16 protein-coding genes are annotated in these 22,767 nt (G+C 71.4%); 6 read left to right on the top strand and 10 right to left on the bottom strand.

The annotated features are described in order from the left end of the window. Nucleotides 1–18: 18 nt before the first annotated feature. Complete coding sequence (locus CACI_RS33765; RefSeq protein ID WP_015795383.1) at nucleotides 19–1,050, top strand: glycoside hydrolase family 130 protein; 1,032 nt, start codon at nucleotides 19–21, stop codon at nucleotides 1,048–1,050. 69 nt (nucleotides 1,051–1,119) lie between these two features. Here CACI_RS33765 and CACI_RS33760 read toward each other — a convergent pair whose 3' ends face one another. The 6 genes from CACI_RS33760 to CACI_RS33735 form a co-directional block, all read right to left on the bottom strand. Then, nucleotides 1,120–2,580, bottom strand: coding sequence for an acyl-CoA carboxylase subunit beta (locus CACI_RS33760; RefSeq protein WP_015795382.1), 1,461 nt, complete (start codon nucleotides 2,578–2,580; stop codon nucleotides 1,120–1,122). A gap of 64 nt (nucleotides 2,581–2,644) precedes the next feature. After that, complete coding sequence (fabF, locus tag CACI_RS33755) at nucleotides 2,645–3,889, bottom strand: beta-ketoacyl-ACP synthase II (protein WP_015795381.1); 1,245 nt, start codon at nucleotides 3,887–3,889, stop codon at nucleotides 2,645–2,647. A gap of 162 nt (nucleotides 3,890–4,051) precedes the next feature. Then, a complete protein-coding gene (locus tag CACI_RS33750; protein ID WP_015795380.1) occupies nucleotides 4,052–4,300 on the bottom strand; it encodes an acyl carrier protein in 249 nt (82 codons plus the stop codon). 64 nt (nucleotides 4,301–4,364) lie between these two features. Next, entirely contained in the window at nucleotides 4,365–5,375 is a 1,011-nt protein-coding gene (locus tag CACI_RS33745) for a ketoacyl-ACP synthase III (RefSeq protein ID WP_015795379.1), read from the bottom strand. A 54-nt stretch (nucleotides 5,376–5,429) separates the two neighbouring features. After that, the gene (locus CACI_RS33740; RefSeq protein ID WP_015795378.1) at nucleotides 5,430–6,623 is read right to left on the bottom strand and encodes an acyltransferase domain-containing protein; all 1,194 of its coding nucleotides are present in this window, start codon (nucleotides 6,621–6,623) and stop codon (nucleotides 5,430–5,432) included. 80 nt (nucleotides 6,624–6,703) lie between these two features. Beyond that, complete coding sequence (locus CACI_RS33735) at nucleotides 6,704–7,927, bottom strand: PucR family transcriptional regulator (protein ID WP_049871789.1); 1,224 nt, start codon at nucleotides 7,925–7,927, stop codon at nucleotides 6,704–6,706. Nucleotides 7,928–8,196: 269 nt separating this feature from the next. Here CACI_RS33735 and CACI_RS33730 point away from each other — a divergent pair, with 269 nt between their 5' ends. Then, entirely contained in the window at nucleotides 8,197–9,699 is a 1,503-nt protein-coding gene (locus tag CACI_RS33730; protein ID WP_015795376.1) for a Rossmann-fold NAD(P)-binding domain-containing protein, read from the top strand. A 177-nt stretch (nucleotides 9,700–9,876) separates the two neighbouring features. On the opposite strand, the gene CACI_RS33725 is transcribed toward CACI_RS33730, so the two are convergent. Both CACI_RS33725 and CACI_RS33720 read right to left on the bottom strand, forming a co-directional pair. Next, nucleotides 9,877–11,865 carry a peptidoglycan-binding protein gene (locus CACI_RS33725; protein WP_041540622.1) on the bottom strand — a complete coding sequence of 663 codons (1,989 nt, stop codon included), beginning with the start codon at nucleotides 11,863–11,865 and terminating at the stop codon, nucleotides 9,877–9,879. Between the two features lie 316 nt (nucleotides 11,866–12,181). Then, complete coding sequence (locus CACI_RS33720; RefSeq protein WP_143765486.1) at nucleotides 12,182–13,459, bottom strand: peptidoglycan-binding domain-containing protein; 1,278 nt, start codon at nucleotides 13,457–13,459, stop codon at nucleotides 12,182–12,184. A 211-nt stretch (nucleotides 13,460–13,670) separates the two neighbouring features. Between CACI_RS33720 and CACI_RS33715 the strand changes: the two genes are divergently transcribed. The 3 genes from CACI_RS33715 to leuS all read left to right on the top strand — a co-directional run bounded on the left by CACI_RS33715 (nucleotide 13,671) and on the right by leuS (nucleotide 19,403). Next, the gene (locus CACI_RS33715) at nucleotides 13,671–15,449 is read left to right on the top strand and encodes a phosphatidylglycerol lysyltransferase domain-containing protein (RefSeq protein WP_015795372.1); all 1,779 of its coding nucleotides are present in this window, start codon (nucleotides 13,671–13,673) and stop codon (nucleotides 15,447–15,449) included. Nucleotides 15,450–15,535: 86 nt separating this feature from the next. Further along, on the top strand, nucleotides 15,536–16,255 hold the full coding sequence (locus CACI_RS33710) for a lysoplasmalogenase (RefSeq protein WP_015795371.1): 720 nt from the start codon (nucleotides 15,536–15,538) through the stop codon (nucleotides 16,253–16,255). 271 nt (nucleotides 16,256–16,526) lie between these two features. Further along, nucleotides 16,527–19,403: a leucine--tRNA ligase gene (leuS, locus tag CACI_RS33705; protein ID WP_015795370.1), complete on the top strand. Its 2,877-nt coding sequence runs from the start codon at nucleotides 16,527–16,529 to the stop codon at nucleotides 19,401–19,403. A 76-nt stretch (nucleotides 19,404–19,479) separates the two neighbouring features. Here leuS and CACI_RS33700 read toward each other — a convergent pair whose 3' ends face one another. Then, nucleotides 19,480–20,793, bottom strand: coding sequence for an MFS transporter (locus CACI_RS33700; protein WP_015795369.1), 1,314 nt, complete (start codon nucleotides 20,791–20,793; stop codon nucleotides 19,480–19,482). Between the two features lie 138 nt (nucleotides 20,794–20,931). Between CACI_RS33700 and CACI_RS33695 the strand changes: the two genes are divergently transcribed. Further along, nucleotides 20,932–21,855 carry a LysR family transcriptional regulator gene (locus CACI_RS33695; RefSeq protein ID WP_015795368.1) on the top strand — a complete coding sequence of 308 codons (924 nt, stop codon included), beginning with the start codon at nucleotides 20,932–20,934 and terminating at the stop codon, nucleotides 21,853–21,855. A gap of 9 nt (nucleotides 21,856–21,864) precedes the next feature. Here the strand turns inward: CACI_RS33695 and CACI_RS33690 are convergent, their stop codons facing one another. After that, complete coding sequence (locus tag CACI_RS33690; RefSeq protein ID WP_015795367.1) at nucleotides 21,865–22,716, bottom strand: DegV family protein; 852 nt, start codon at nucleotides 22,714–22,716, stop codon at nucleotides 21,865–21,867. Nucleotides 22,717–22,767 lie beyond the last annotated feature (51 nt).

Genomic DNA, 22,767 nt, shown 5'->3' with positions numbered 1-22,767 from the left:
CTACGGCAGGATGTCTGCATGCTGATGAAGCGCCATCCCGCCAACCCCATCCTGCGCCGCAACCCCGACCAGCCGTGGGAGGCCGGCTCCGTGCTGAACGGCACGGTCGTCCGAGGCGCGGACGGCGTCATCCACATGCTGTACCGCGCGACCAACGGCGTGGAGTTCAGCACGGCGGGGGAGTACGTCTCCTCGATCGGCATCGCCGACAGCACCGACGGGGTGCGCTTCATCCGCCGGCCCGAGCCGCTGATCGTCGCGGACCAGCCGTACGAGCACGGCCTGGGCTGCGAGGACCCGCGCGTGGTGTTCCTCGACGGCGAGTACTACATCTACTACACGGCCGTCGAGGGCGTCCCGCCGGACATCAAGGTCCGCATCGCGCTGGCGACGACGCCGGACCTGCGCGCCGAGACGGTCGCCAAGCACGGGATCGTCGGGCCGCAGGGTGCGCCGTCGAAGGCTGCGACGCTGTTCCCCGAGCCGGTCGGCGGGAAGTACCTGTGGTTCTTCACCTGGTGCTCCGACACCCCCGGCGCGGCGATCCTGCACACCACTTTCGACGACCTGGCGGCGGTGAAGAACCCGCCGCGGGGTCACGTCGCCGCCGCCGTCGACGCCTACGACGACACCGCGGTCCTGATCCCCGGCGACCGCGCCGAACTGGCCAAGAAGCGCGTCCGCCGCGGCCCGGAACTCGGCGCCCCGCCGATCCGCACCGACGCCGGCTGGCTGTTCTTCTACTGCAACTCCGACAGCGAGGAGGAGCCGGAGTGGCAGATCAGCGCCGCGCTCCTGGACCTGGAACGGCCGTGGCAGGTGATCGCGCGCACGCCCGCACCGCTGCTGACCCCGCAGACCGAGGTCGAGCTGACCGGCGTCGTGAACCGCGTGACGTTCCCCTCGGGCGCGCTGGTCATCGATGAGACAGTGCACTTGTATTACGGGAGCGGGGACCAGGGGATCTGTTTGGCGACGTGCGAGCTCGACGCGTTGCTGGAGCATCTGCAGTCGTTCCCGGTGAAGGAAGAAGGTCCCTGCGTCGGGTGAGGGTCTGAGGGCCGGCAGAACGCGGTGCGGGCGCGAAGGTTCAGCGCCCGCACCGCGTAGGCCTCGCTGCTACAGCGGGATGTTCCCGTGCTGTCCGCGCACCAGTGCGTCTCCGCCGAGTCCGCCGGGCGCCGCGGCGATGGCCGCCGCGATCGCGCTGCGGGAAGCGCCGGGCTCCACGACCTGGTCCACCACGCCGATCTCGATGGCGCGGTCGACGCCGCCGGAGACCTTCTCGTGCTCGGCGGCGAGTTCCTGCTCCATCTGGGCGCGGATGTCGTCTGAGACGTCGGCGAGTTTGCGGCGGTGGATGATGCGGACCGCCGCGACCGAGCCCATGACCGCGACTTCGGCGGTCGGCCAGGCGAAGACCTTCGTGGCGCCGAGGGCGCGGGAGTTCATCGCGATGTAGGCGCCGCCGTAGGTCTTGCGGGTCACCAGGGTGACGCGCGGGATCACGCACTCTGCGAAGGCGTGCAGGAGCTTCGCGCCGCGGCGGACCACGCCGTCCCACTCCTGGCCGACGCCGGGGAGGTAGCCGGGGACGTCCACCAGGACGATCAGCGGGACCCCGAAGGCGTCGCACATGCGGACGAAGCGTGCCGCCTTCTCCGCCGCCGCGGAGTCCAGGCAGCCGCCCAGGCGCAGCGGGTTGTTGGCGATGACGCCGACGGTGCGTCCGCCGAAGCGGCCCAGCGCCGTCACCACGTTCGGCGCCCACTTGGTGTGCAGCTCCACGCCGGCCTTGTCGAAGACCGCGTTCACCAGCGGGTGGACGTCGTAGGCGCGCTTGGGGGAGGCCGGGAGCAGGTGCGCCAGGTCGCGGTCCTCGACCGAGGCCGCGTCCAGCGTGCCCTGGTCGCCCAGCAGCGCGGCGAGCTTGCGGGCGCTGGAGTACGCCGCGTCGTCGGTGTCGGCGACCACGTGCACCACGCCCGAGCGCCGGCCGTGCGGCTCCGGGCCGCCCAGGCGCAGGGCGTCCACGTCCTCGCCGGTGACCGAGCGGACCACGTCCGGGCCGGTGACGAAGATGCGGCCGGCCGGGCCCAGGATCACGATGTCGGTCAGCGCCGGGCCGTAGGCCGCGCCGCCGGCCGCCGGGCCGAGGACCACCGAGATCTGCGGGATCTTGCCGCTGGCGCGGGTCATGGCCGCGAAGACCTGGCCCACCGCGTGCAGCGAGGCCACGCCTTCCTGCAGGCGGGCGCCGGAGGAGTGGAAGAGCGCGACGATCGGGTGGCCGCCGGCCAAGGCGTGCTCGTAGGCGGCCAGGATGACCTGGCAGCCGGTCCGGCCCATGGCGCCGGCCTGGATGGTCGCGTCCGAGGCGTAGGCGACAGTGCGGACACCGTCGATCAGGCCGGCGGCGGCCAGGAAGCCGGAGTCGTCGACCGGGGTCAGCAGCTCCGTGGTGCCGGCGTCGAAGAGCCGCTCCAGGCGCTTGGCCGGGTTGCGGGGGTCGTCGTCGCGGGAGGGTTTGGCGGCCGGCGCCGGAATCGCCGGCGCGGCCTGGGTGTCGGTGACGGTCATGTCAGTGCCTTCAGTGATCGCGGTGGTCTCAGCGGTCTCAGCGATCGCAGGGATCGCAGTGCTCTCAGACCGACTTGAAGGCCACGACCACGTTGTGCCCGCCGAACCCGAAGGAGTCGTTCAGCGCCGCGATCTGGCCCTCGGGCAGGGCCCGCGGCTTGTCGCGGACGATGTCCAGGGTGACCTCGGGGTCCAGCTCTTCGATGTTGATCGTCGGCGGCGCCTGGCGGTGGTGCAGGGCCAGGACGGTCGCCACCGACTCGATCGCGCCGGTGCCGCCGAGCAGGTGGCCGTGCATCGACTTGGTGGCCGAGACCGCGACGTCCTCGGCGGCCGAGCCCAGGATCTTCCGGAAGGCCATGATCTCGGCGAGGTCGCCGCGCGGGGTGCTGGTGGCGTGCGCGTTCAGGTGCCGGACGTCGCCGGGGGTCAGGTCGGCGTCCTCCAGCGCGAAGGCCAGCGCCTCGGCGACGCCGCGGCCGTCCGGCTCGGGCTGGGCGATGTCGTGGGAGTCCGCGGAGAAGCCGACGCCGGCGGCCTCGGCGTAGACCCGGGCGCCGCGCGCGGCGGCGTGCTCGGCCGACTCCAGGACCAGGATGCCGGCGCCCTCGCCGAGCACGAAGCCGTCGCGGCCGACGTCGAAGGGCCGGGAGGCGTGCTGCGGGTCGTCGTTGCGCTTGGACATCGCCATCATGTTGGCGAAGGCGGCGATCGGCAGCGGGTGGATGGCGGCCTCGGTGCCGCCGGCCAGCACCACGTCGGCGCGGCCGGAGCGGATCATCTCGATGGCGTGGCCGACCGCCTCGGCGCCGGTGGCGCAGGCCGAGACCGGCGCGTGCACGCCGGCGCGGGCGTCGAACTCCAGGCCGACGTAGGCCGCCGGGGAGTTCGGCATGAGCATCGGGACCGTGCGCGGGCCGACCGAGCGCGGGCCCTTGGCGAGCAGGTCGTCGTAGGCGCTCAGCAAGGTGGTGACCCCGCCGATGCCGGAGCCGACCATCACGCCCAGCCGGTTGGGCTCGGCGGACTTGCCCTCGAACCCGGCGTCCTTCCAGGCCTCGCGGGCCGCGATCAGCGCGAACTGCGCCGAGCGGTCCAGGCGGCGGATCTCCACCGGCTTCAGGTGCGCCGAGGGCTCGACGGCGACCCGGGCGGCGAAGCGCACTGGCAGCTGCTCGGCCCACTCTTCAGTCAGGTTGCGCACTCCGGAGCGTCCGGCCAGCAACCCGTCCCAGAACGAGGCGGCGTCCCCGCCGAGAGGCGTGGTCGCACCGACCCCGGTGACGACGACAGACTTGCGAGCAGTCACGAGCCTTACCTTCTATCTGGTGGGTTCCACGGGTTCTTGCCGGCCGGACGGCCGTCGTACGGTGCTGCGGTACTGCCGTATTGCCGTATTGCCGTACTGCGCTGCGACGGGCTCAGCGGGAGGACCGCGAGCCCTGCCTCACAGCGTGCCTGGCCGGAAGGCTCAGGCCTGGTTCTTCTGGATGTAGCCGACCGCGTCGCCGACCGTGGACAGGTCCTTGACGGCGTCGTCCGGGATCTTCACGGAGAACTTCTCCTCGGCGGCCACGACGACCTCGACCATGGTCAGCGAGTCGACGTCCAGGTCGCCGGTGAACGACTTGTCCATCTGCACGTCGGCGGCGTCGACGCCCGCGACCTCTTCGACGATCTCAGCGAGGTCGGCGAGGATTTCTTCCTGGGTCAGAGCCATTGTGTGGCGCTCCTTCGTTGGTTTCTTATTTTTGGATGGTGGGAACCGCGAAAGCCGCGGAGCCCTAGGGGAGACTAACGACCTGCGCCGCGTAGACCAGACCCGCCCCGAACCCGATGAGCAGGGCCAGGCCGCCGTGCGGCGCGGTGCCGTCGGAGAGCATGCGGTCCATGGCCAGCGGGATGGTGGCCGCGGAGTTGTTTCCGAACTCGGAGATGGTCCGCGCGACCGGCACGTGCTCGGGCAGGTCCAGGACCTTCACCAGGCGGTCGGTGATGCGCATGTTGGCCTGGTGCGGGATGAAGGCGTCCAGGTCGCCGGCGGTGATGCCGGCCTCGGCCAGCGCCTTCAGCGAGACCTCGGCCATCTGGTAGGAGGCCCAGCGGAAGACCGCCTGGCCCTCCATCTGCAGGAACGGACCGCGGACCTCCGCGCCGTCCTCGCCTTCCTCGGGAACCTCGTTCCAGGGGTAGGTCTGCGTGATGGTGCCGTACTTGTCGCCCTCGGAGCCCCACACCACCGGGCCGATGCCGGGGGTGTCGGACGGGCCTATCACCACCGCGCCGGCGCCGTCGCCGAAGATGAAGGCGGTGCCGCGGTCGTGGATGTCGGTCAGGTCGCTGAGCCGCTCCACGCCGATCACCAGGACGTACTCGGCGGTGCCGGCCTTGACCATGTCCGAGGCCTGAGCCACGCCGTAGCAGAAGCCCGCGCAGCCGGCGGAGATGTCGAAGGCCGCGCCGTTGGTACCGAGCCGGTCGGCGACCAGGCAGGCCAGCGCGGGGGTCTGGTGGAAGTGCGAGACCGTGGCGACGATGATCGCGCCGATCTGGTCCCCGGCGATCCCGGCCGATGCCAGCGCCTTGCCGGAGGCCTCGACCGCCATCTCCAGGACCGTCTCCTCCGGCGTGGCCCAGCGGCGCTCGGAGATGCCCGAGCGCGTCCGGATCCACTCGTCGGAGGAGTCGATCCAGGTGCAGACCTCTTCGTTGTCGACGACGCGGCTGGGCACGTAGCCGCCGACACCCATGATGCGGGTGTGCGCCGCGCCCTGCTTCTCCCTGATGGTTGCCATGATCGGATCCCCTTTTATCGACTGTCGGGCCGGCCGGAGTTCATAAGACAAGCCCTAGTCGAACGAGCCTGTCGGGTGGACGCGCAGCAGCGGCTGCCCCGGCGCGACCGGATCCCCGTCTTCCACGAGCCACTCGAGGGCCTGGCCCTCGTGCCGCACCGTGATCTCGTGCTCGTCGCCGCGCGCGACCACGGTGGCCACGGCGGTGTCGCGCTCGAGCTTGTCCCCGGCCTGCACGGCGCCGCGGCGTACCGTGCCCCCGTGCGGAGCGATCACCAGACGCCAGGTCGGGGCGGCGTCCAGCGGGTTGGCGTCGGCGGGTTCGGCGTGCTTGGCGGCGAACTCGCGGGCGGCGTCCAGGTCCTCCGGGGTCTTCAGGGCGAAGGTCTCCACGCCCTTGAGGGCCCGCTTGGCAAGGCCCGTCAGGGTGCCTGCCGGCGGCACCTCAAGAATGCCGGTTACCCCGAGTTCGCCGAAAGTATCCATGCACAGGTCCCAGCGGACCGGATTCGACACCTGGGCGACCAGGCGGCGCAGGACCTCGCGGCCGTCGTGCACGACCGCGCCGTCGGCGTTGGACACCAGGCGGGTGCGCGGGTCGCGGGTGGTGATGCCCTTGGCCAGACGGGAGAGCTGCTCCACCGCCGAGCCCATGTGCTGGGTGTGGAAGGCGCCGGCGACGCTCAGCGCCCGCAGCCGCGCGCCGGACGGACCGTCGTCGCCGAAGCGCGCCAGGTCCTCCAGCGTGCCGGCGGCGACGATCTGGCCGGCGCCGTTGTTGTTGGCCGGGATCAGGTTGTGCTCGGCGATCTTGGCGAGCACCTCGTCGCGGTCGCCGCCGAGGACGGCGGTCATGCCGGTCGGGGTGACCGCGGCGGCCTGGGCCATCAGCCGGCCGCGCTCGCGGACGAAGACCATGGCGGCCTCGGCGCTGATCACACCGGTGCCGGCGGCGGCGGTGATCTCACCGACCGAGTGCCCGCCGGCCGCGCCGACCATCGTGAAGGCGTCGGCCGGGTGCGGGAACAGCGCCAGCGCCGCGGCGATGCCCGCGGCGACCAGCAGCGGCTGCGCGACCGCGGTGTCCTTGATGGTGTCGGCGTCGGCTTCGGTGCCGTAGTGCACCAGGTCCAGCCCGGACACGGCGGACCACCAGGTCAGCCGGTCGGCGAACCCGGGGACTTCGAGCCACGGGGTGAGGAATCCGGGGGACTGGGCACCCTGGCCCGGCGCGACGAGTACTAGCACGTCATCAACTCTCGTTCGTCAACCGCGAGATTGCCTTTAGCGGGGCGGACGAAGATCTTGGTCTGGATCTTGGAGGTTTCCTACAAACCCGTTCCGGGTCCGGCCAACCTTCCCAAGGCCAGCGCCATATGGAGGGTGAACGCCGCGCGCGGTTGCGCGGGATTGAGCCCTGTGAGGTCGCTCACCCTTTTGAGCCGGTACCGCACGGTGTTGGGGTGGACGAACAGCATCCGGGCCGCTGATTCCAGAGAGGCTGCCTGTTCCAGGTAAGCCGAGACGGTTTCGAGCAACGCCGCGCCCGCGGACTCCAGCGGCCGGTAGACCTCGCTCACCAGTTGCGCCTTGGCGGCCTCGTCACCGGCCAGCGCGCGTTCGGGCAGCAGTTCGGCGGCCAGGACCGGGCGCGGCGCGTCCGGCCAGGCGCCGGCGGCGCGCAGCGCGGAGAGCGCGGCTTGGGCGGAAATGCCCGCCGACAGGAGGTCTTCGACAACCGGTCCGATCACCAGCGGTCCCGGCCCGAACTCGTTGGCCAGCGCCCGGGTCGCGGTCAGCGGATCCTCGGCGCCGCCGATGATCACCACCAGCCGGTCCGACTGCACGCCGGTGAGCACGGTGAGCCGGGCCCGGCGCGCGGCGCGGTGCACGGCGTCGGCGACCAGCGCGGTGTGCTGGCGCACGTTGTCCCGGTTGTCCAGCGGCTTCGGGGTCGCGCCGACCACGACCACCAGGCCCGAGGCGCTGTCCCAGCCCAGGGCCGCCGCGCGCGAGCGCACGGTGTCGTCCAGCACGTCCCCGCGCATCAGCTCGTCGACGACCAGCGCCTCCAGCCGCGCGTCCCAGGCACCGCGCAGCTCGGCGGCCTGCGCGTAGACCTGGGCGGCGGCGAAGGCGATCTCGCGGGAGTAGCGCAGCATGCCCTCGCGCAGCGCGGCCTGCTCGGCCGGGCCCTGGGCGATCTGGCCGATGCCCTCTTCGACCACTTCTATGGTCGTGCGGACCAGCTCCACGGTCTGGCGCAGGGTCACCGAGCGGGTCAGCTCGCGCGGGGCGGTACCGAAGACGTCCGCGCTGATCGCGGTCCGGTCCTGCGGGTTGCGGAACCACTCCACGAAGGCGGCGATACCGGCCTGCACGACCAGCCCGATCCAGGAGCGGTTGTCCGGCGGCATGGCCCGGTACCAGGCCAGCCTCTCTTCCATGCGCTGGATCGCGACCCCGGCCAACGAGCCGATCGCCTTCTCCAGGCGCCGGACCGCGGCTGCCCGCTGGGCCGGGGTGAGGTCGTCAGTCGGTCCGGTGGTCATCTCCTCATTCTCGCTCACAGAATGGGACGCCTGTGTCCACATTCGCGACAGTCGGCCGCCGGTGCGGGCGGACGGGCATGTCGGCGCTGTTCTGTCGGCGGCGGTGTGTGACGCGGCGCACACCGATCTATAGACCTCAATCAGCTTGTGGAGCGTCGCGACTCCTTGACGGGCGGTGGTGGGAGACGAGTGGGCGTATGCATGACTAGTCCCGGCCGATCGCGTGGCGAAACGGTCATTCCTCAGCACTCTGGTATATGTGAGCTGTGATGGACACGCACCAGGGGAGCGCCGCGACCGCTGTCACCGAGCTGCAGGGCACCGCTGAACAGGGCCGTCTGGTGCTGGTCGAGGTGCTGGACCGGATCGAGGCGGCGTTCCCCGCCGCCGCCGGTCGGCACCGGCTCGGGCCCGGTGCGTGGCTGGTCCCGCTCGGCGTCGGCGGGGGCGGCAGCATGCTGATCGCGATCGCTCCGGCGGGCCGGCCGCGTGAGCGTGGGAACGCGCAGCTGGTGTTGTCCGCGACCTTGGTGGACCGTGCCGACCTTCCCGAGGCGGACGCGGCGCGGGCGCTGGGCTGCCTGGACGGCGTGCCGTTCACCGGATACGAGACCGAGGCGTTCGCCAAGCAGCTGCCGTTGGTGGCCGGGCTGCCGGAGCGTGTGGCGGACAAGCCGCTCGGCGAGTGCGGTGTGGTGCTGGTCGGACATCTGTTGTCGGACCTGGTGGTGCAGGCGCAGACCCTGATGGCGCTCGGCGCGCGGCCCGAGGCGATGACGGTGCTGGCCAAGGACTACCCGTACAAACTGCGGGCGCGGGTCGAGGCGCACCTGGCCTCGCTCGGCATCGCGGTGCTGCCGGTGGCGGACGCCGAGATCGCTCTACGGCTGCACGCCGCGCGCGTCGTCGAGCCGAGCGTGGTGATCGACGACGGCGGACACGTACTGCCGACGCTGATGAAGCTCGCGCCGGATCTGCTGCCGCGCTTCCAGGGTCTGGTCGAGCAGTCGCTGCCGGGTATCGAAGAGCTCGAAGTCGCCGAAGAGGCGATGCCGGTTCCCGTGCCGGTGTTCAGCGTGGCGCAGAGCGCGGTGAAGCGCGGCGTCGAGGCGCACTGGATCGCCGAGTCCGTGGTGCGCGCGATCCGCGAGCTGCTGGCCGGGGAGAACTTCGACGGCGCGCCGGCACTGGTCGTCGGCTACGGCATGGTCGGCGAGCAGGTGGCGCAGGTGCTGCGGACGCAGCGGATGCGGGTCGCGGTGCACGACACCGAGTGGCGCAAGCTGGTCGCCGCGCACGAAGCCGGATTCCTGACGGCGCCGGACCTGCCGGCCCTGCTCGACGGACACCGGCCGGCGCTGATCGTGTCCGCGACCGGACGGACCGGACTCGGCGGCGAGGATCTGGACTTCCTGCCCGGCGACTGTTTCCTGGCCAGCGTTTCCGCGCGAGGCACGGAGATCGACATGCCGGGACTGGCCGAGCGCGCCGAGCGCGTCGAGGAGGTGGCGCACGTCGGGATGCGGTACGTACTACCGAACGGACCGGTCACGGTGCTGGCCGACGGGCTGTCGGTGAACGGCCCGCGCGGCGACCGCGTGCCGACGCGCCAGTCGGATCTGACGCTGGCGGCGCTGGTGTGGGGAGCGTGCACGCTGGCCCGCCCCGGGCACGGATTCGCCGCCGGACACGATGTCGCGCGAACGGATGCCTCGATCGCCGAGAGCGGTCTGGTGGAACGGTATTACCGGCTCTACGGTCCGGATCGCTGAACTCTGATACGCGGCGGCGCTGGACGCGCTGACTGGGGTCAGAGTTCTGAGAACCCTGAGAACCCTGAGAACCCTGAGAACCCTGAGTGCCCCGATGGCGGTCGCGCCGGGAGTTTCCCGGTCCCGGCGCGACCTTGCGACGGCTGTGTCGGCGCGGCTCTGGTGGCCGTGCCGGTGTCAGTGCGCTGCGAGTGTGTTGATCGCCGAGGCGGTGTCCGGGCCGCAGACGCCGCGGGGGTCCGCGGTGATGTTGAGCATGTTCTGGACGTAGGCGACGGCGTCGGTGGTGCGGGTGTCGTAGACGCCGGTCACCGGGACCCAGGTGGGGGTGCCGAGGCGGTCCAGGAGGGTCTGCAGGATGGAGACGTTCGGGCCGGTGTCGCCGGCCTGCAGGGTGCCCGCGCTGGGGGAGATCTGCGGTGTGCTGGGAGCCGTCGTCGGCGCCGAGCCGCTGGGGGTCGGCGCGGGCGTGGTGGGCGTCGAGGTCGGCGGGGTCGTCGGCGTCGGGCTCGAGGTGGAGGTCGGCGGGGTCGTCGAGGTAGGCGGCGCGGGCGTGGAGGGGGTGACCGGCAGCGAGGGGGTCGGCGACGTCGGCGAGGTGCTGGGCGGTGCCGTGGTGCTGGCCGGGGCGCCCGGGGTGCTCGGCGCGCTCGAGACCGGGGTGCCCGGGTTGCTCGGCAGGCCGCTGGAGACCGGGCCGTTCGACGGCAGTCCGGGCGCGGAGGTCAGCGGCGTGCCGGGCGCGGACGTGCTGCCGCCGGAGGTCGGCGTCGTGCCGGGCACCGTGCTGCGGCCGCCGGGCGCGGTGATCGGCTGCCCGGGGTTCAGGCCGGTGTGCGTGTCGCCGCCGGAGGTCGTGGCGTCCAGCGGCGAGGTCGCCGGATCGCTGCCGGTGGCGGGGTTGGCGCCGGTGGTGGAGCCCTCGCCGGAGGGCGCGTTGCTGAGGTCGGTGGTGACGGTCGAGCCGTTGTTCCCCGAAGCCATGTCCACGGCCGATCCGGGCGCGCCGGAGGACACCGCGTGCACCAGCCCGAGCGCCCCGCCGCCGGCCGCGAGCACCGCGGCGATCGGCACGGCGGCCCGGAACGCCGGACGGCGCGGACCCCGGTGCCGCCCGCCGGAGTTGCCTCGGTCGAAGGGCGGCAGATCGTCGCCGCCGTCGCCGCCGTCATCATCGCCGCCGAAGAACCCGGACCCCGACCCGGATCCGGACGAGGCGGCAGGCATGACCGTGGTGTCGCCTCCCGGACGCTGGACCAGATCACGGCTGGTCGCACGCTCGGACAGCCACGTGATCTCGCCCTGCCGCTCCGCCTCGGCGCCGGCTATTCGGCGCTCCTCGGCGGCGCGCAGCCACTCGGGCTGACGGCGTGCCGGCGCCGGGCTGCGCAGGTCGCGCGTGAGGCCTTCGGCACGCTGCGCCGACGGCGCGGGGGAAGCAGCGGACTGACGCTGCGGGAGCGCGCTCTGACCGGTCGGACCTGCGGGATTCGCGCGCGGGGACTGAGCCGGTCGCGGCTGGAACGAAGGATGCTGGCCGGTCGGAGCAGCAGGCTGCGGCTGAGCCGGCCGAGGCTGGAAGGAAGGATGCTGGCCGGTCGGAGCAGCAGGCTGCGGCTGAGCCGGCCGAGGCTGGAAGGAAGGGTGCTGACCGGTCGGCTGCGAAGGCGCGGCTCCCGTCCCGCCCGGGGCGTACGGCCGGGGCTGGAACGAAGGATGATGATCGGTCGGCGCCGAGGGCTGCGGCTGAGCCGGTCGCGGCTGGAACGAAGGGTGCTGGCCGGTCGGAGCTGCGGGCCGGGGCTGGAAGGAAGGGTGCTGCCCGGTCGGCGTCGAGCCCTGCGGCTGTGCCGGTCGCGGTTGGAACGAAGGGTGCTGCCCGGTCGGCGCCGAGCCCTGCGGCTGCGCCGGTCGCGGCTGAAACGAAGGATGCTGCCCGCCCGGACCGTGACCTGTCCTCGGCTGCTGCCCGAACCCGGTCGGCTGCCCGAAGCCCGGCTGCAGCTCGTACCCCGCCGGCTGCCCGTATCCGGGCTGCGGTCCGGGCCGCTGCCCCTGGCGCTGGGCCGCGCCCGGCAGCCACGAGGGGTCCGCCACGCGGGGCTGCGTCATCGGCAGGTTCGCGTCGGTGCGCGGCGCTCCCGTGCCCCGGTTCTGGTCGGGCATGGTGCGCGTCTGTCTCGGGGCCGGGCGAGGGCCGCCGTTCGTCTCAGCCACGCTGAACTCCTCCGTTCGCGGGCCGGGGCCGGGTGGCGCCGGCTTCGGTGCGCTCTCGCGGGGATCGGTGCCGGTCGCGGGGCCCTGGGCGGAATCTTTCCGCTTCACCCTGTGATCGCATCGATATCCGGGGTAAGTCGGGCTCCAAAGGCTGCTGCGGTGCGGACATCTCTGCCTCCGTAACGTCCTTCGCTGCCGTGGCGCGCCTTCGGGCGATCACCGACGCTATCACTCTGATGTTCGTCCGGGGGCCCGAATCCGGCTATCAGCCCACGGCCTTGCGCAACGCCTGGTCGGTCGCCGGGCCGTAGACGCCAGCGGGGTCGGGCGGACTCGTACCAGGGTTGTTGTCCTGGAAGCTCTGAACTGCGTCTTGAGTCGCGGAGTCGTAGTTGCCGCTCACTTGGATGGTTGACCATCCGAAGGAAGATCTTTGCCATCTTCTGAGGTTCTGTTGAAGTTGCGTGACTGCTGCGCCGCTGGAACCGAGTTTGAGCGAGGTGAACGTCGGCGACGCGGAAGTCGGCGGCGGTGCCGCCACCGAGGTCGCGGTCGTCGACGGCACGCTGCTCGGCGGTGCGATCGGCGCGCTGCTGCTCGGCGCGGAGGAGTGCGAGGACGTCGTGGGCTTCGACGGCGAGGACTTCGTGGTGTGCGTCGGCGAGGGCTTGGTCGAGGAGGTGGACGACGCCGACTTGGAGCTCGACGGCGTGCCGGTCGGCGCCGGCGCGCCGGCCGTGCTGCTGTCCGAGGGCGTGCCGGGGGCGTCGGCCGCGCCGCTGGCGGTGCTCGCCCCGGCCGCCACCGGGCCCGCCGAGGGCGCCTTGGACCCGCCGCCGAGCACGCTGTACGCCGCGACGCTGACCACCGCGACGCCGGCCAGGATCGCGCCGATCTTCAGCGCGCGCGGCGGGCGGTTGCCGCGGTGCCGGCCGAGGTCGGCGTCGTCGTGGTAGTGCCCGTGCTCGCCGGGCGGGGCGTTCTCGTACTCGTAGTCCTGGTAGCCGTCGCGGTCGTCGTATCCGTCATACCCGTCTTCGGCGGCATACCCGGCATGCCCGTCGTGCCCTTCATAGCCGTCATAGCCGTCGTCAGCCGGCACGGCCAGGATCGGCATCGTCGTGGTCAGGTCGCTCATATCCGGAGCCGGCTGGCGCGGCGGGGACTGCCGGGCCACCGCGCGCGGCGGCGGCATCGGGTTCGAGACCAGGCCCGGGACCTGTCTGGGGTCGTTGTCGCGCGGCGGTCGCGGGCCGGGGACGCCCGGACCGCCCTGGCCGCCGGGACCGGAACCGGACCCGGAACCGTTCGACCGTCCGCGGCCGGCGGGCTGCTGGCGACCCTGGCCGCCACCAGAAGCCTGACGTCCGCGCCGATTGTCGCCCGACCCGTCCCCCGAACCGCCGGACGGCGCCTTCACGAACGGCCGCACCATCGTCGGGTCGTCCTCGACGAAGTCCTCCGGCGGGCGCGGTGCCCGGCCGCCCCCGGGGCGGCCGTGGCCGGTTCGCCCAGGCTGCCGCCGTCCGGGTTGTTGATCCATCGGGTCTGCCCCCAACATCGGTCCGCCAGTGATCGCATTGGTACCGCCCCACCCGCGGTGACCCGGAGAGTACCAGTAATCCCCTGCGCCGCCGCCGCAACGGCGCGACCCGCCACGCTCCGCTCCCGGCACTCCGGGATGAACCCGGACGTTGAGTAGATTGGACGGCTATCAGCCGCGAAACCATCCACAGCCGGAGGTAAGGGTTCGGATGACCGAGACCGCGACCGCGAGCCGCGCTCAGCGCTTCCGCGCCCGGATCCCCGTGGTGCTGGTCTGGTACTGCCGGATCGTGGCGCTGGCCTCGATGCTGTCGGCGCTGTCGCCGCGGACCAACGAGCGCATCGACCAGCTGCCGGACTACATCCTGTTCAGCCTCGGATTCCTGCTCGGCGTTCCCTCGATCGGGTTCGGTGTGCTGATGCTCATGCTCGGCGCGGCGGTGCGCCGGCGTAAGCGGATCGCCTGGTGGCTGCTGATGGTGCTGGGTCTGTTCGTCGGACCGCTGGGCTGGCTGGCGATCAGTGCCCTGCTGTACGACGTCACCGCCTCCGACCTGCGGCCGCTGGCGCCGCTGATCGTCGCGTTCGTCGTCCAGGCGGTGTTCATCGGTCTGGTGATCTGGGCCCGCAAGGAGTTCTACGCGGTGTTCGACGCCGCCAACTTCCGGCTGGCGCTGGTCGTGCTCGCCGTGTCGTTCGCGCTCTCGACGGTCCTCGGCGTCACTCTGGTGGCCTGGAACGACGCCACCGCGACCACCGACCTCGGGGATCAGGCGCTTTACACGCTCAAGGCGGGCATGGCCGGGACCGGCATCTGGTGGTACGACACCGCCGTCGAGGTGCCGCACTGGGTCGACGTCACGGTCAACCTGATCGGCAGTGTGATGATCCTCGCGGTCGCCTGGGCGCTGTTCCAGCCGCGCCGCGGGACCTACCGCCACCTGGCCGAGGACGACGACCGGCTGCGCACGCTCCTGGACAAGTTCGGCGACCAGGACTCGCTCGGCTACTTCAACCTGCGCCGGGACAAGGCGGTGGTGTGGTCGCCCTCCGGCAAGGCGGCGATCGCCTACCGGCCGGTCGGCGGGGTCTCGCTGGCCTCCGGCGACCCGATCGGGGACGTCGAGGCCTGGCCCGGGGCGATCGAGGCGTGGCTGGCCGAGGCCCGGCAGCACGCCTGGGTCCCAGCGGTGATGGGCGCCTCGGAGGAGGGCGGCAAGGTCCTGACCCGGTTCGGGCTGGACGCCGTCGAACTCGGCGACGAGGCGGTGGTCGAGGTCGAGGAGTTCACGCTGGAGGGCCGCGCGATGCGCGGGGTCCGGCAGGCGTACAACCGGGTCGAGCGCGCCGGCTACCGGACCCGGATCCGCCGGCACGCCGAGATCCCGGCCGACGAGATGGCCGCCCTGGTCCGCCGCGCCGACGACTGGCGCGACGGCAGCGTGGAGCGCGGTTTCTCCATGGCGCTGGGCCGGCTCGGCGATCCGGCCGACGGCCAGTGCGTCATGGTCGAGTGCCTGGACGGCGAGGGAGCGCTGCGCGCGCTGCTGTCCTTCGTACCGTGGGGGACCAAGGGACTGTCGCTGGACCTGATGCGCCGCGAGCGCGGCACCGAGAACGGTCTGGTCGAGTTCATGGTCATCGACCTGATCAAGGCCGGTCCGGAGCACAAGGTCGAGCGGATCTCGCTGAACTTCGCGATGTTCCGCAGCATCTTCGAGCGCGCCGGGCGGATCGGCGCCGGACCGTTCCTGCGGCTGGCGCGAGTCGTGCTGTCGGTGTTCTCGCGCTGGTGGCAGCTGGAGTCGCTGTACCGGGCGAACATGAAGTACCGGCCGGTGTGGGAGCCGCGCTACCTGTGCTTCCCGAAGGCCCGGGACCTGGCGCGGATCGCCATCGCGGCGGGGCGGGCCGAGGGGTTCCTGGCGATCCCGACGCCGCGGGTCTTCCGTCGTCGGCGGGAGCTGGAGCCGCTGCGTAAGGACTGAACATTTGAGCGTCGTACATATATACAAGGAGAGGCTTCGCGGGTGGGGCTGCTGACAGCGAAGCTACTGAGTAGTAGCTTTCCGCTGTGCCCCTCACATTGACGCTGCTCACCCTGCTTGTCGCCCTCGCGGACTGGATCGCCGTATCGCGGCGCGCCATGGACCCGACCTCGGTCGGCGCGCGCCACGCGGAGTATGTCGCCAAGCCGCTGACCATGGTCTTTCTGATCGGCGCGGCACTGGCCATCGCGGACGCGCACGCCAGGTCCGGCATCCCCGGCCCGCACCGCGCCACGGCGTACCTCACGATCGCCGCGGTCGCGGCGCTGGTACTCAGCGCGATCGGCGACGTCTTCCTGATGCTGCCGGAGGACTCGTCGGCTGCCGACCGGAACTTCGTGATCGGACTGGGAGCGTTCCTGCTCGCGCACGTCGCCTACATCGCGGCCTTCGTGCGGCTGCACGCTCACGGCGGCTACGCGATCTCCTTCGTGGTGACCGGACTGGTCCTGGCCGGGGCGATGTTCGCGACGGTCGGTCTGCGGATCCGGCGCGCGGCCGGTGAGGAGGATCCCGCGCTGGCCGTCCCGGTTCTGGCCTACGTCAGCGTCATCTCGGTGCTGGTGGTCGCGGCGTGGTGGACCGGCGACCTGCGCATCATCCCCGGTGCGCTGCTGTTCGCGGTGTCCGACACGATGATCGGCTGGACCCGGTTCGTGCGCAAGGACTGGGAGCTGGACGTGCCGATCATCGTCACCTACCACCTGGCGCAGATCCTGCTGGTACTCGGTCTGGTTCGCAGGTAGGGCGGATATCCGGCAGACGGCGCTGGTACCCTGGAGACATGCGGGCTGTGACGCTGCTTCTTATGTCGCCGCGCTGAAACACGACGGAGTTGTCCACCGCTCCGGTCAGCGCGGCTCCCCTCCATGCGCGAGGGGTTTTTTCATTTCCAGCACCGACTTCAAGTTCAGCACCGACTTCAAGTTCAGTACAGACCTACATGCTCCAGCACAGACCTTCATGACCGCCACCGAAGTGATTCTGACCAGACGTATCCCGAGGACTGAGACGACGATGAGCGAGCAGACCACACAGCCCAAGCCTGCGAGCGACGACCCGAAGTTCCGGTACACCGCCTCCGTAGCGGCCGACATCGAGCCGAAGTGGCAGGAGTACTGGGCCGAGAACCACACCTTCGAGGTACCGGACCAGCCGGCCGACACCGCGGAGCCCAAGGCCTACATCCTGGACATGTTCCCGTATCCCTCCGGCGCCGGCCTGCACGTCGGCCACCCGCTGGGCTACATCGCGACCGACGTGCTGGGCCGCTACAAGATGATGACCGGCCACAAGGTGCTGCACACGATCGGCTTCGACGCCTTCGGGCTGGCCGCCGAGCAGTACGCGGTCGAGCACGGCATCCACCCGCGGGTGAGCACCGAGCGCAACATCGCGCGCTACAAGGAGCAGATCCACCGCATCGGCTTCGGCCACGACACCCGGCGCGGGGTGTCGACGATCGACGTGTCCTTCTACAAGTGGACGCAGTGGATCTTCCTGCAGATCTTCAACTCCTGGTACGACGACCAGGCCGACCGGGCGCGCCCGATCAGCATGCTGATCCAGCAGTTCGCCGACGGCGCCCGCCGCACCCCCGACGGCCGCGCCTGGCAGGCGCTGTCCGGGCAGGAGCAGGCGGCGATCATCGACTCCTACCGCCTGGCCTACATCGCCGAGGCGCCGGTGAACTGGTGCCCCGGTCTGGGCACCGTGCTGTCCAACGAGGAGGTCACCGCCGACGGCCGCTCCGAGCGCGGCAACTTCCCGGTGTTCAAGCGCAACCTGCGCCAGTGGATGATGCGCATCACCAAGTACGGCGACCGGCTGCTGGCCGACCTGGACCGGCTGGACTGGCCCGAGCCGATCAAGCTGCAGCAGCGGAACTGGATCGGCCGCTCCGAGGGCGCTCGCGTGCACTTCGGCGTGACCGCGGTGGACGGCTCGCAGAAGACGATCGAGATCTTCACCACGCGTCCTGACACGCTGTTCGGCGCCACGTACATGGTGCTGGCGCCGGAGCACGAGCTGGTCGATTCCTTCGTCGCCAAGGAGTGGCCCGCCGGCACCCGTGAGAAGTGGACCGGCGGGCACGCCACCCCGGCCGAGGCCGTCGCCGCCTACCGCGCGCAGGCCGCGGCCAAGTCCGAGGTCGAGCGGCAGACCGAGGGCCGGCAGAAGACCGGCGTGTTCACCGGCACGTTCGCGGTGAACCCGGTCGACGGGCAGGGCGTGCCGGTCTTCATCGCCGACTACGTGCTGATGGGCTACGGCACCGGCGCCATCATGGCGGTGCCCGCGCACGACCAGCGCGACTTCGAGTTCGCGCAGGCCTTCGACCTGCCGATGCGGATCGTCGTGGCGCCGCCGGCGGACTGGCCGGTGGACGTGGCGGACTGGACCGAGTCCTATGACTCCAAGACGGCGCAGATTACTGATTCCGCCAACGACGAGATCACGCTGGAAGGGCTGCCGGTCCCGGCGGCGATCCGCGCGATCACCGAGTGGCTGCAGGGCAAGGGGATCGGCGAGGGCACGGTCACCTACCGGCTGCGCGACTGGCTGTTCTCGCGCCAGCGCTACTGGGGCGAGCCGTTCCCGATCGTCTACCCGGTCAACGGTCCGGAGGCCGGGGTCGCCAAGGCGCTGCCGGAGTCGATGCTGCCGCTGGAGCTGCCGGAGGTCGAGGACTTCTCGCCGAAGACCTTCGAGGCCGGCGACGTCACCAGCGCCCCGGAGCCGCCGCTGGCGCGCGCCGCCGACTGGGTGAACGTCACCCTGGACCTGGGCGACGGCCCGCGGCAGTACCACCGCGAGACCAACACCATGCCGCAGTGGGCCGGCTCGTGCTGGTACTACCTGCGGTACCTGTCGCCGGGCGACGACACCCGCTTCGTCGACGCCGCCGCCGAGAAGTACTGGATGGGCCCGCAGGACGCCGAGGACACCGGCGGCGTGGACCTGTACGTCGGCGGCGCCGAGCACGCGGTGCTGCACCTGCTGTACGCGCGCTTCTGGCACAAGGTGCTGTTCGACCTGGGGCACGTGACCAGCGCCGAGCCGTTCCGGAAGCTGTACAACCAGGGCATGATCCAGGGTGCCTCCTACACTGACGCGCGCGGGGTCTACGTCGAGGCCTCCCGCGTCGAGGAGCGCGACGGCGCCTTCACCTACGAGGGCGAGCAGGTCACGCAGCACTTCGGCAAGATCGGCAAGTCGCTGAAGAACGTCATCTCCCCGGACGACATGATCGACGAGTACAGCGCCGACACCCTGCGCATCTACGAGATGTCCATGGGCCCGCTGGACATGTCCAAGCCCTGGGACACCCGCGCCTCGATCGGCAGCTTCCGCTTCCTGCAGCGGCTGTGGCGCAACGTGATCGACGAGGAGACCGGCGAGGTCACGGTCGTGGACGCCGAGCCCGACGAGGCGACCCTGCGCGCCCTGCACAAGACCATCGACGGCGCCCGCGCCGACATGGAGGGCATGCGCTTCAACACCGCGATCAGCAAGCTGATCGAGCTGAACAACCACCTGACCCGCCTGCCCGCCGTCCCGCGCTCGGCAGCCGAGGCCCTGGTGGTCCTGACCGCGCCCTTCGCCCCCCACATCGCCGAGGAACTGTGGTCCCGCCTGGGCCACGACGGCTCGGTGGCCCGCGCCGCCTACCCGGTCGCGAACCCGGCGTACCTGGTCGACGAGACGGTGACCTGCGTCGTCCAGGTCGCCGGCAAGGTGAAGGACCGCCTGGAGGTGCCTCCGGGCATCGCCCAGGACGCCCTGCGCGAGCTGGCCCTGGCCTCCGAAGGCGTGCAGCGCGCGCTGGAGGGCCGCGGCGTGCGCGCGGTGATCGTCCGGGCGCCGAAGCTGGTGAACGTGGTCCCGGCGTAGGTTTTCGCCCGACGGCCGAGTAGCCCAGCGGCCCGGCGCTGATCGCTTCGGCGGTCGGCGCCGGGCTTTTTCGCGCCTAGCCGACTGAGCTGACGGGATCCGGCGCATGCTCCGCGAGCAGCCCGACCCGCTCGCCACGCGGCAGCAGCAGCGGCGAGGCCAGCAGCAGCGCACCGGCCAACCCGAGCCCGAACCGCGGGCTGGTCACGGTGGCGATCACACCCCACAGCGCGGTGGCCGCCGCGATGGTGGTCTTGGTGGTGATCGACCAGGCGGACAGGACGCGCGTGACGTTACCTGGGCCGACCTGCTCCAACCGATGGGTCGCCAGCACCGGGTTGTAGACGCTGATGGTGGTGATCAGACCCATCTCGAGCACGACGACCAGGACGAGCCCGGGAAGGCCCGGCTGCAGGAACGCCAAGCCGACCGGCCAGACCGCCCGAAGCGTGCCGGCGACGCGCAGGATCGTGGCACGACCGAAGCGCGCGACAAGACGCGGCGCGAGACGTGAGCCGACCAGGCCGCCGAGACACGGAATGGCGAATGCGAGGCCGTACTCCCACGGCGCCAAGCCCAGCGGCCCGAGCATCAGGACGGAGAGCAACGGCTCCCCGGCCATGATCAGGCCACTGACCATGGCATTGTTGAGCAGCAGCGGACGCAGGGCCGGGTTGCCGAGGATATGGCGCCAGCCGGCGACGAGATCGGCGGCGCGGAGGCCGGTGGAGCGGTCGCGGATCCTGTCGCCAGCCTCAGGCACAGTGGTAGCACGATCACCAGCATCAGCCTCATGCCCTGCGCCGATCGCTCGGATTCCCAGCGCCGACAGCAGGTAGCTCACCGCGTCCGCGATCACCGTGGCCACCGGTCCGAGTAGTGCGAATGCTGCTCCGCCGAGTGGGGGTCCCAGGACGATCGCTGACCACTGCGTCGACTCGAATCGTCCGTTGGCGGTCAGCAAGTCCTCGCGTGGCAGCAGTGCTTTCAGGTAGGCGCCGCTCGCTGCGGTGAAGGTGATGTCGGCGGCTCCGACCACGATTGCCACCGCGAGCAGTTGCGCGAAGGTCAGGGCGCCGAAGCCGTAGGTGATCGGGATGGTCAGCATGGCGGCGAAGCGCATCAGGTCCATCGCCATCATCACCGGTCGTTTGCGGCGGTGTTCCACCCATGGGCCCAGTGGGAGTGCGATCAGTGCTCCGACTGCTGCGCCGGATGCCGAGAGTGCGGCGACCTGCGCTGCGCCGGCGTGCAGGATGCGGATCAGGATCAGTGAGAAGGCGTTGAAGGCGAAGTAGGTTCCCAGGGTGCTGATCGCGTAGGCCGACCAAAGCCGGGTGAACGGTCGTCCCAGCTTTCGCCTGCCGGTCGCGTTCGGTCCGTCTGCCATCTGCGTGCCTCCCGGGTCCATAACCAATCCACAACCATCCGCTGACCCACGGCATCCAATCGGCGGCTGAATCCCTGGTCAAACAACCGAAAGGGCTGCCGCACACAACCATCCGTTGTGTGGCTAGGCTGTGCGGCCATGGACCTCGACGCCGTGCGTACCTTCGTCGCCGCTGCGGAAACCGGCCGTTTCCAGGACGCCGCGAACGATCTCGCCGTCACCCAGCAGGCGGTGTCCAAGCGCATCGCGGGCTTGGAGAAGGAGCTCGCGGTGCGCCTGTTCGCGCGGACGGCGCGCGGTGCGCAGCTCACCATCGACGGCCAGGCGTTCCTGCCGCATGCCAGGGCTCTGATGCAGGCTGAGGAGCGGGCTATCGCCTCGGTGCGCCCCGGGCGGCGCGCGCTGCGGGTGGATGTCCTGGTCATGCGGAGTGCGATGTCGGCGCTGATGCGCGGGTTCCACGAGACGCGGCCGGAGATCGAGCTGGACGTGGTCACGCTCTTCGACGCCGACGCGGCGCTGGCGGCGGTCGAGGCCGGGACTATCGACGCCACGTTCCGATACGTCGCGGGCTCGCGCCGCCTGCCGCCGGGCGTGGAGTCCGCCCGGGTCCTGGACGAGCGGCTGGACCTGCTGGTGGGCCCGCGCCATCCGCTGGCCGGCGCCCGGAGCGTGACGCCCGCGCAGCTGGTCGGGCACCGCATCTGGATCCCCGGGCTGGTCCCCGGCGTGGAGTGGGCGCTGTACTACGACCAGCTCGTCGCAGCGTTCGGACTCTCCATCGACGGCATAGGGCCGCACTTCGGCAGCGACCACCTCATGGATGTGATCGCCGACGCCACCGACGTCGCCTCGCTCGTCGGCGAGAAGCCGCGCCTGGCCTGGTCCGACGGCCACGACCTGCGCCGGATCCCGGTCGTCGACCCGACGCCGGTGTACCCGCACTCGCTGGTCTGGCGCACCGAGAACGCCCACCCCGCGCTGGCGACGCTGCGGACGCACCTGGCGGCCACAGGGGAGCCGACGGGAAGCGCGGGGACATGGGTACCGCCGGGAGTGTGAGCGCGCCTTTCAGCGCGGCGCGACGACCACCCCGAGCACACCCGGCCCGACGTGCGCTCCGATGACCGCGCCGACCTCGCACACCGTGATCCCGGTGAGCCCGGGCAGCCGCTCGCGCAGCCGCGCGGCCAGCGCGTCGGCCCGCTCGGGCGCGTCGAGGTGCTGGACGGCGATCTCGACCGAGCTGCCGTCGCCGCCCGCGCGCTCGACCGCGATCTCCTCCAGGCGCGCGATCGCCTTCGCGGACGTGCGGACCTTCTCCAGCGGCTCCACGCGGCCGTCAGCCATGTGCAGCAAAGGCTTCATCGCCAGCGCGGAGCCCAGCAGTGCGCGCGCCGAGCCGATGCGGCCGCCGCGGCGCAGGTACTCCAAGGTGTGGACATAGAAGAACGCGGACGCGGTCGCCGAGCGCTTGGCGGCGATGTCGGCGACGCCGTCCAGGTCGTGCTCGCCATCCCGTCCGGCCTCGGCGGCGCCCAGCACGGCGAAGCCCAGCGCCATCCCGATCGTGCGGCTGTCCAGCACCCGCACCGGGATCGGCGCGTCCTTCGCGGCCAGCTCCGCGGACTCCAGCGTCGCCGACAGCTCGGCGGAGATGTGCAGCGACACCACGCCCTCGGCGCCCTCCTCGGCGGCGGCCCGGTACGCGGCGGCGAAGTCCTCGGGGGAGGGCCGTGACGTCGTGGCGGTCTCGTGCGCCCGCAACGCCGCGACCAGCAGCTCACCGGTGGCCGGATCCGCCTCGCTGTGCGGCGCGCCGCGCACGATCACCTCCAGCGGGACCGCCCTGACCCCGAGGGCGTCCATCGCCTGCGCGGACAGGCAGGCCGTGGAGTCGGTGACGAGCGCGATGCGGGACATACGGCCGAGGTTATCCGGAGGTGGCGTCCGGGCAAATGGGCGGGAGCCGGA

It is taken from the genome of Catenulispora acidiphila DSM 44928, from assembly GCF_000024025.1.
Taxonomy (GTDB): domain Bacteria; phylum Actinomycetota; class Actinomycetes; order Streptomycetales; family Catenulisporaceae; genus Catenulispora; species Catenulispora acidiphila.
The sequence above is the reverse complement of the archived record's forward strand: the minus strand, read 5'-3'. Positions and strand labels throughout refer to the sequence as shown.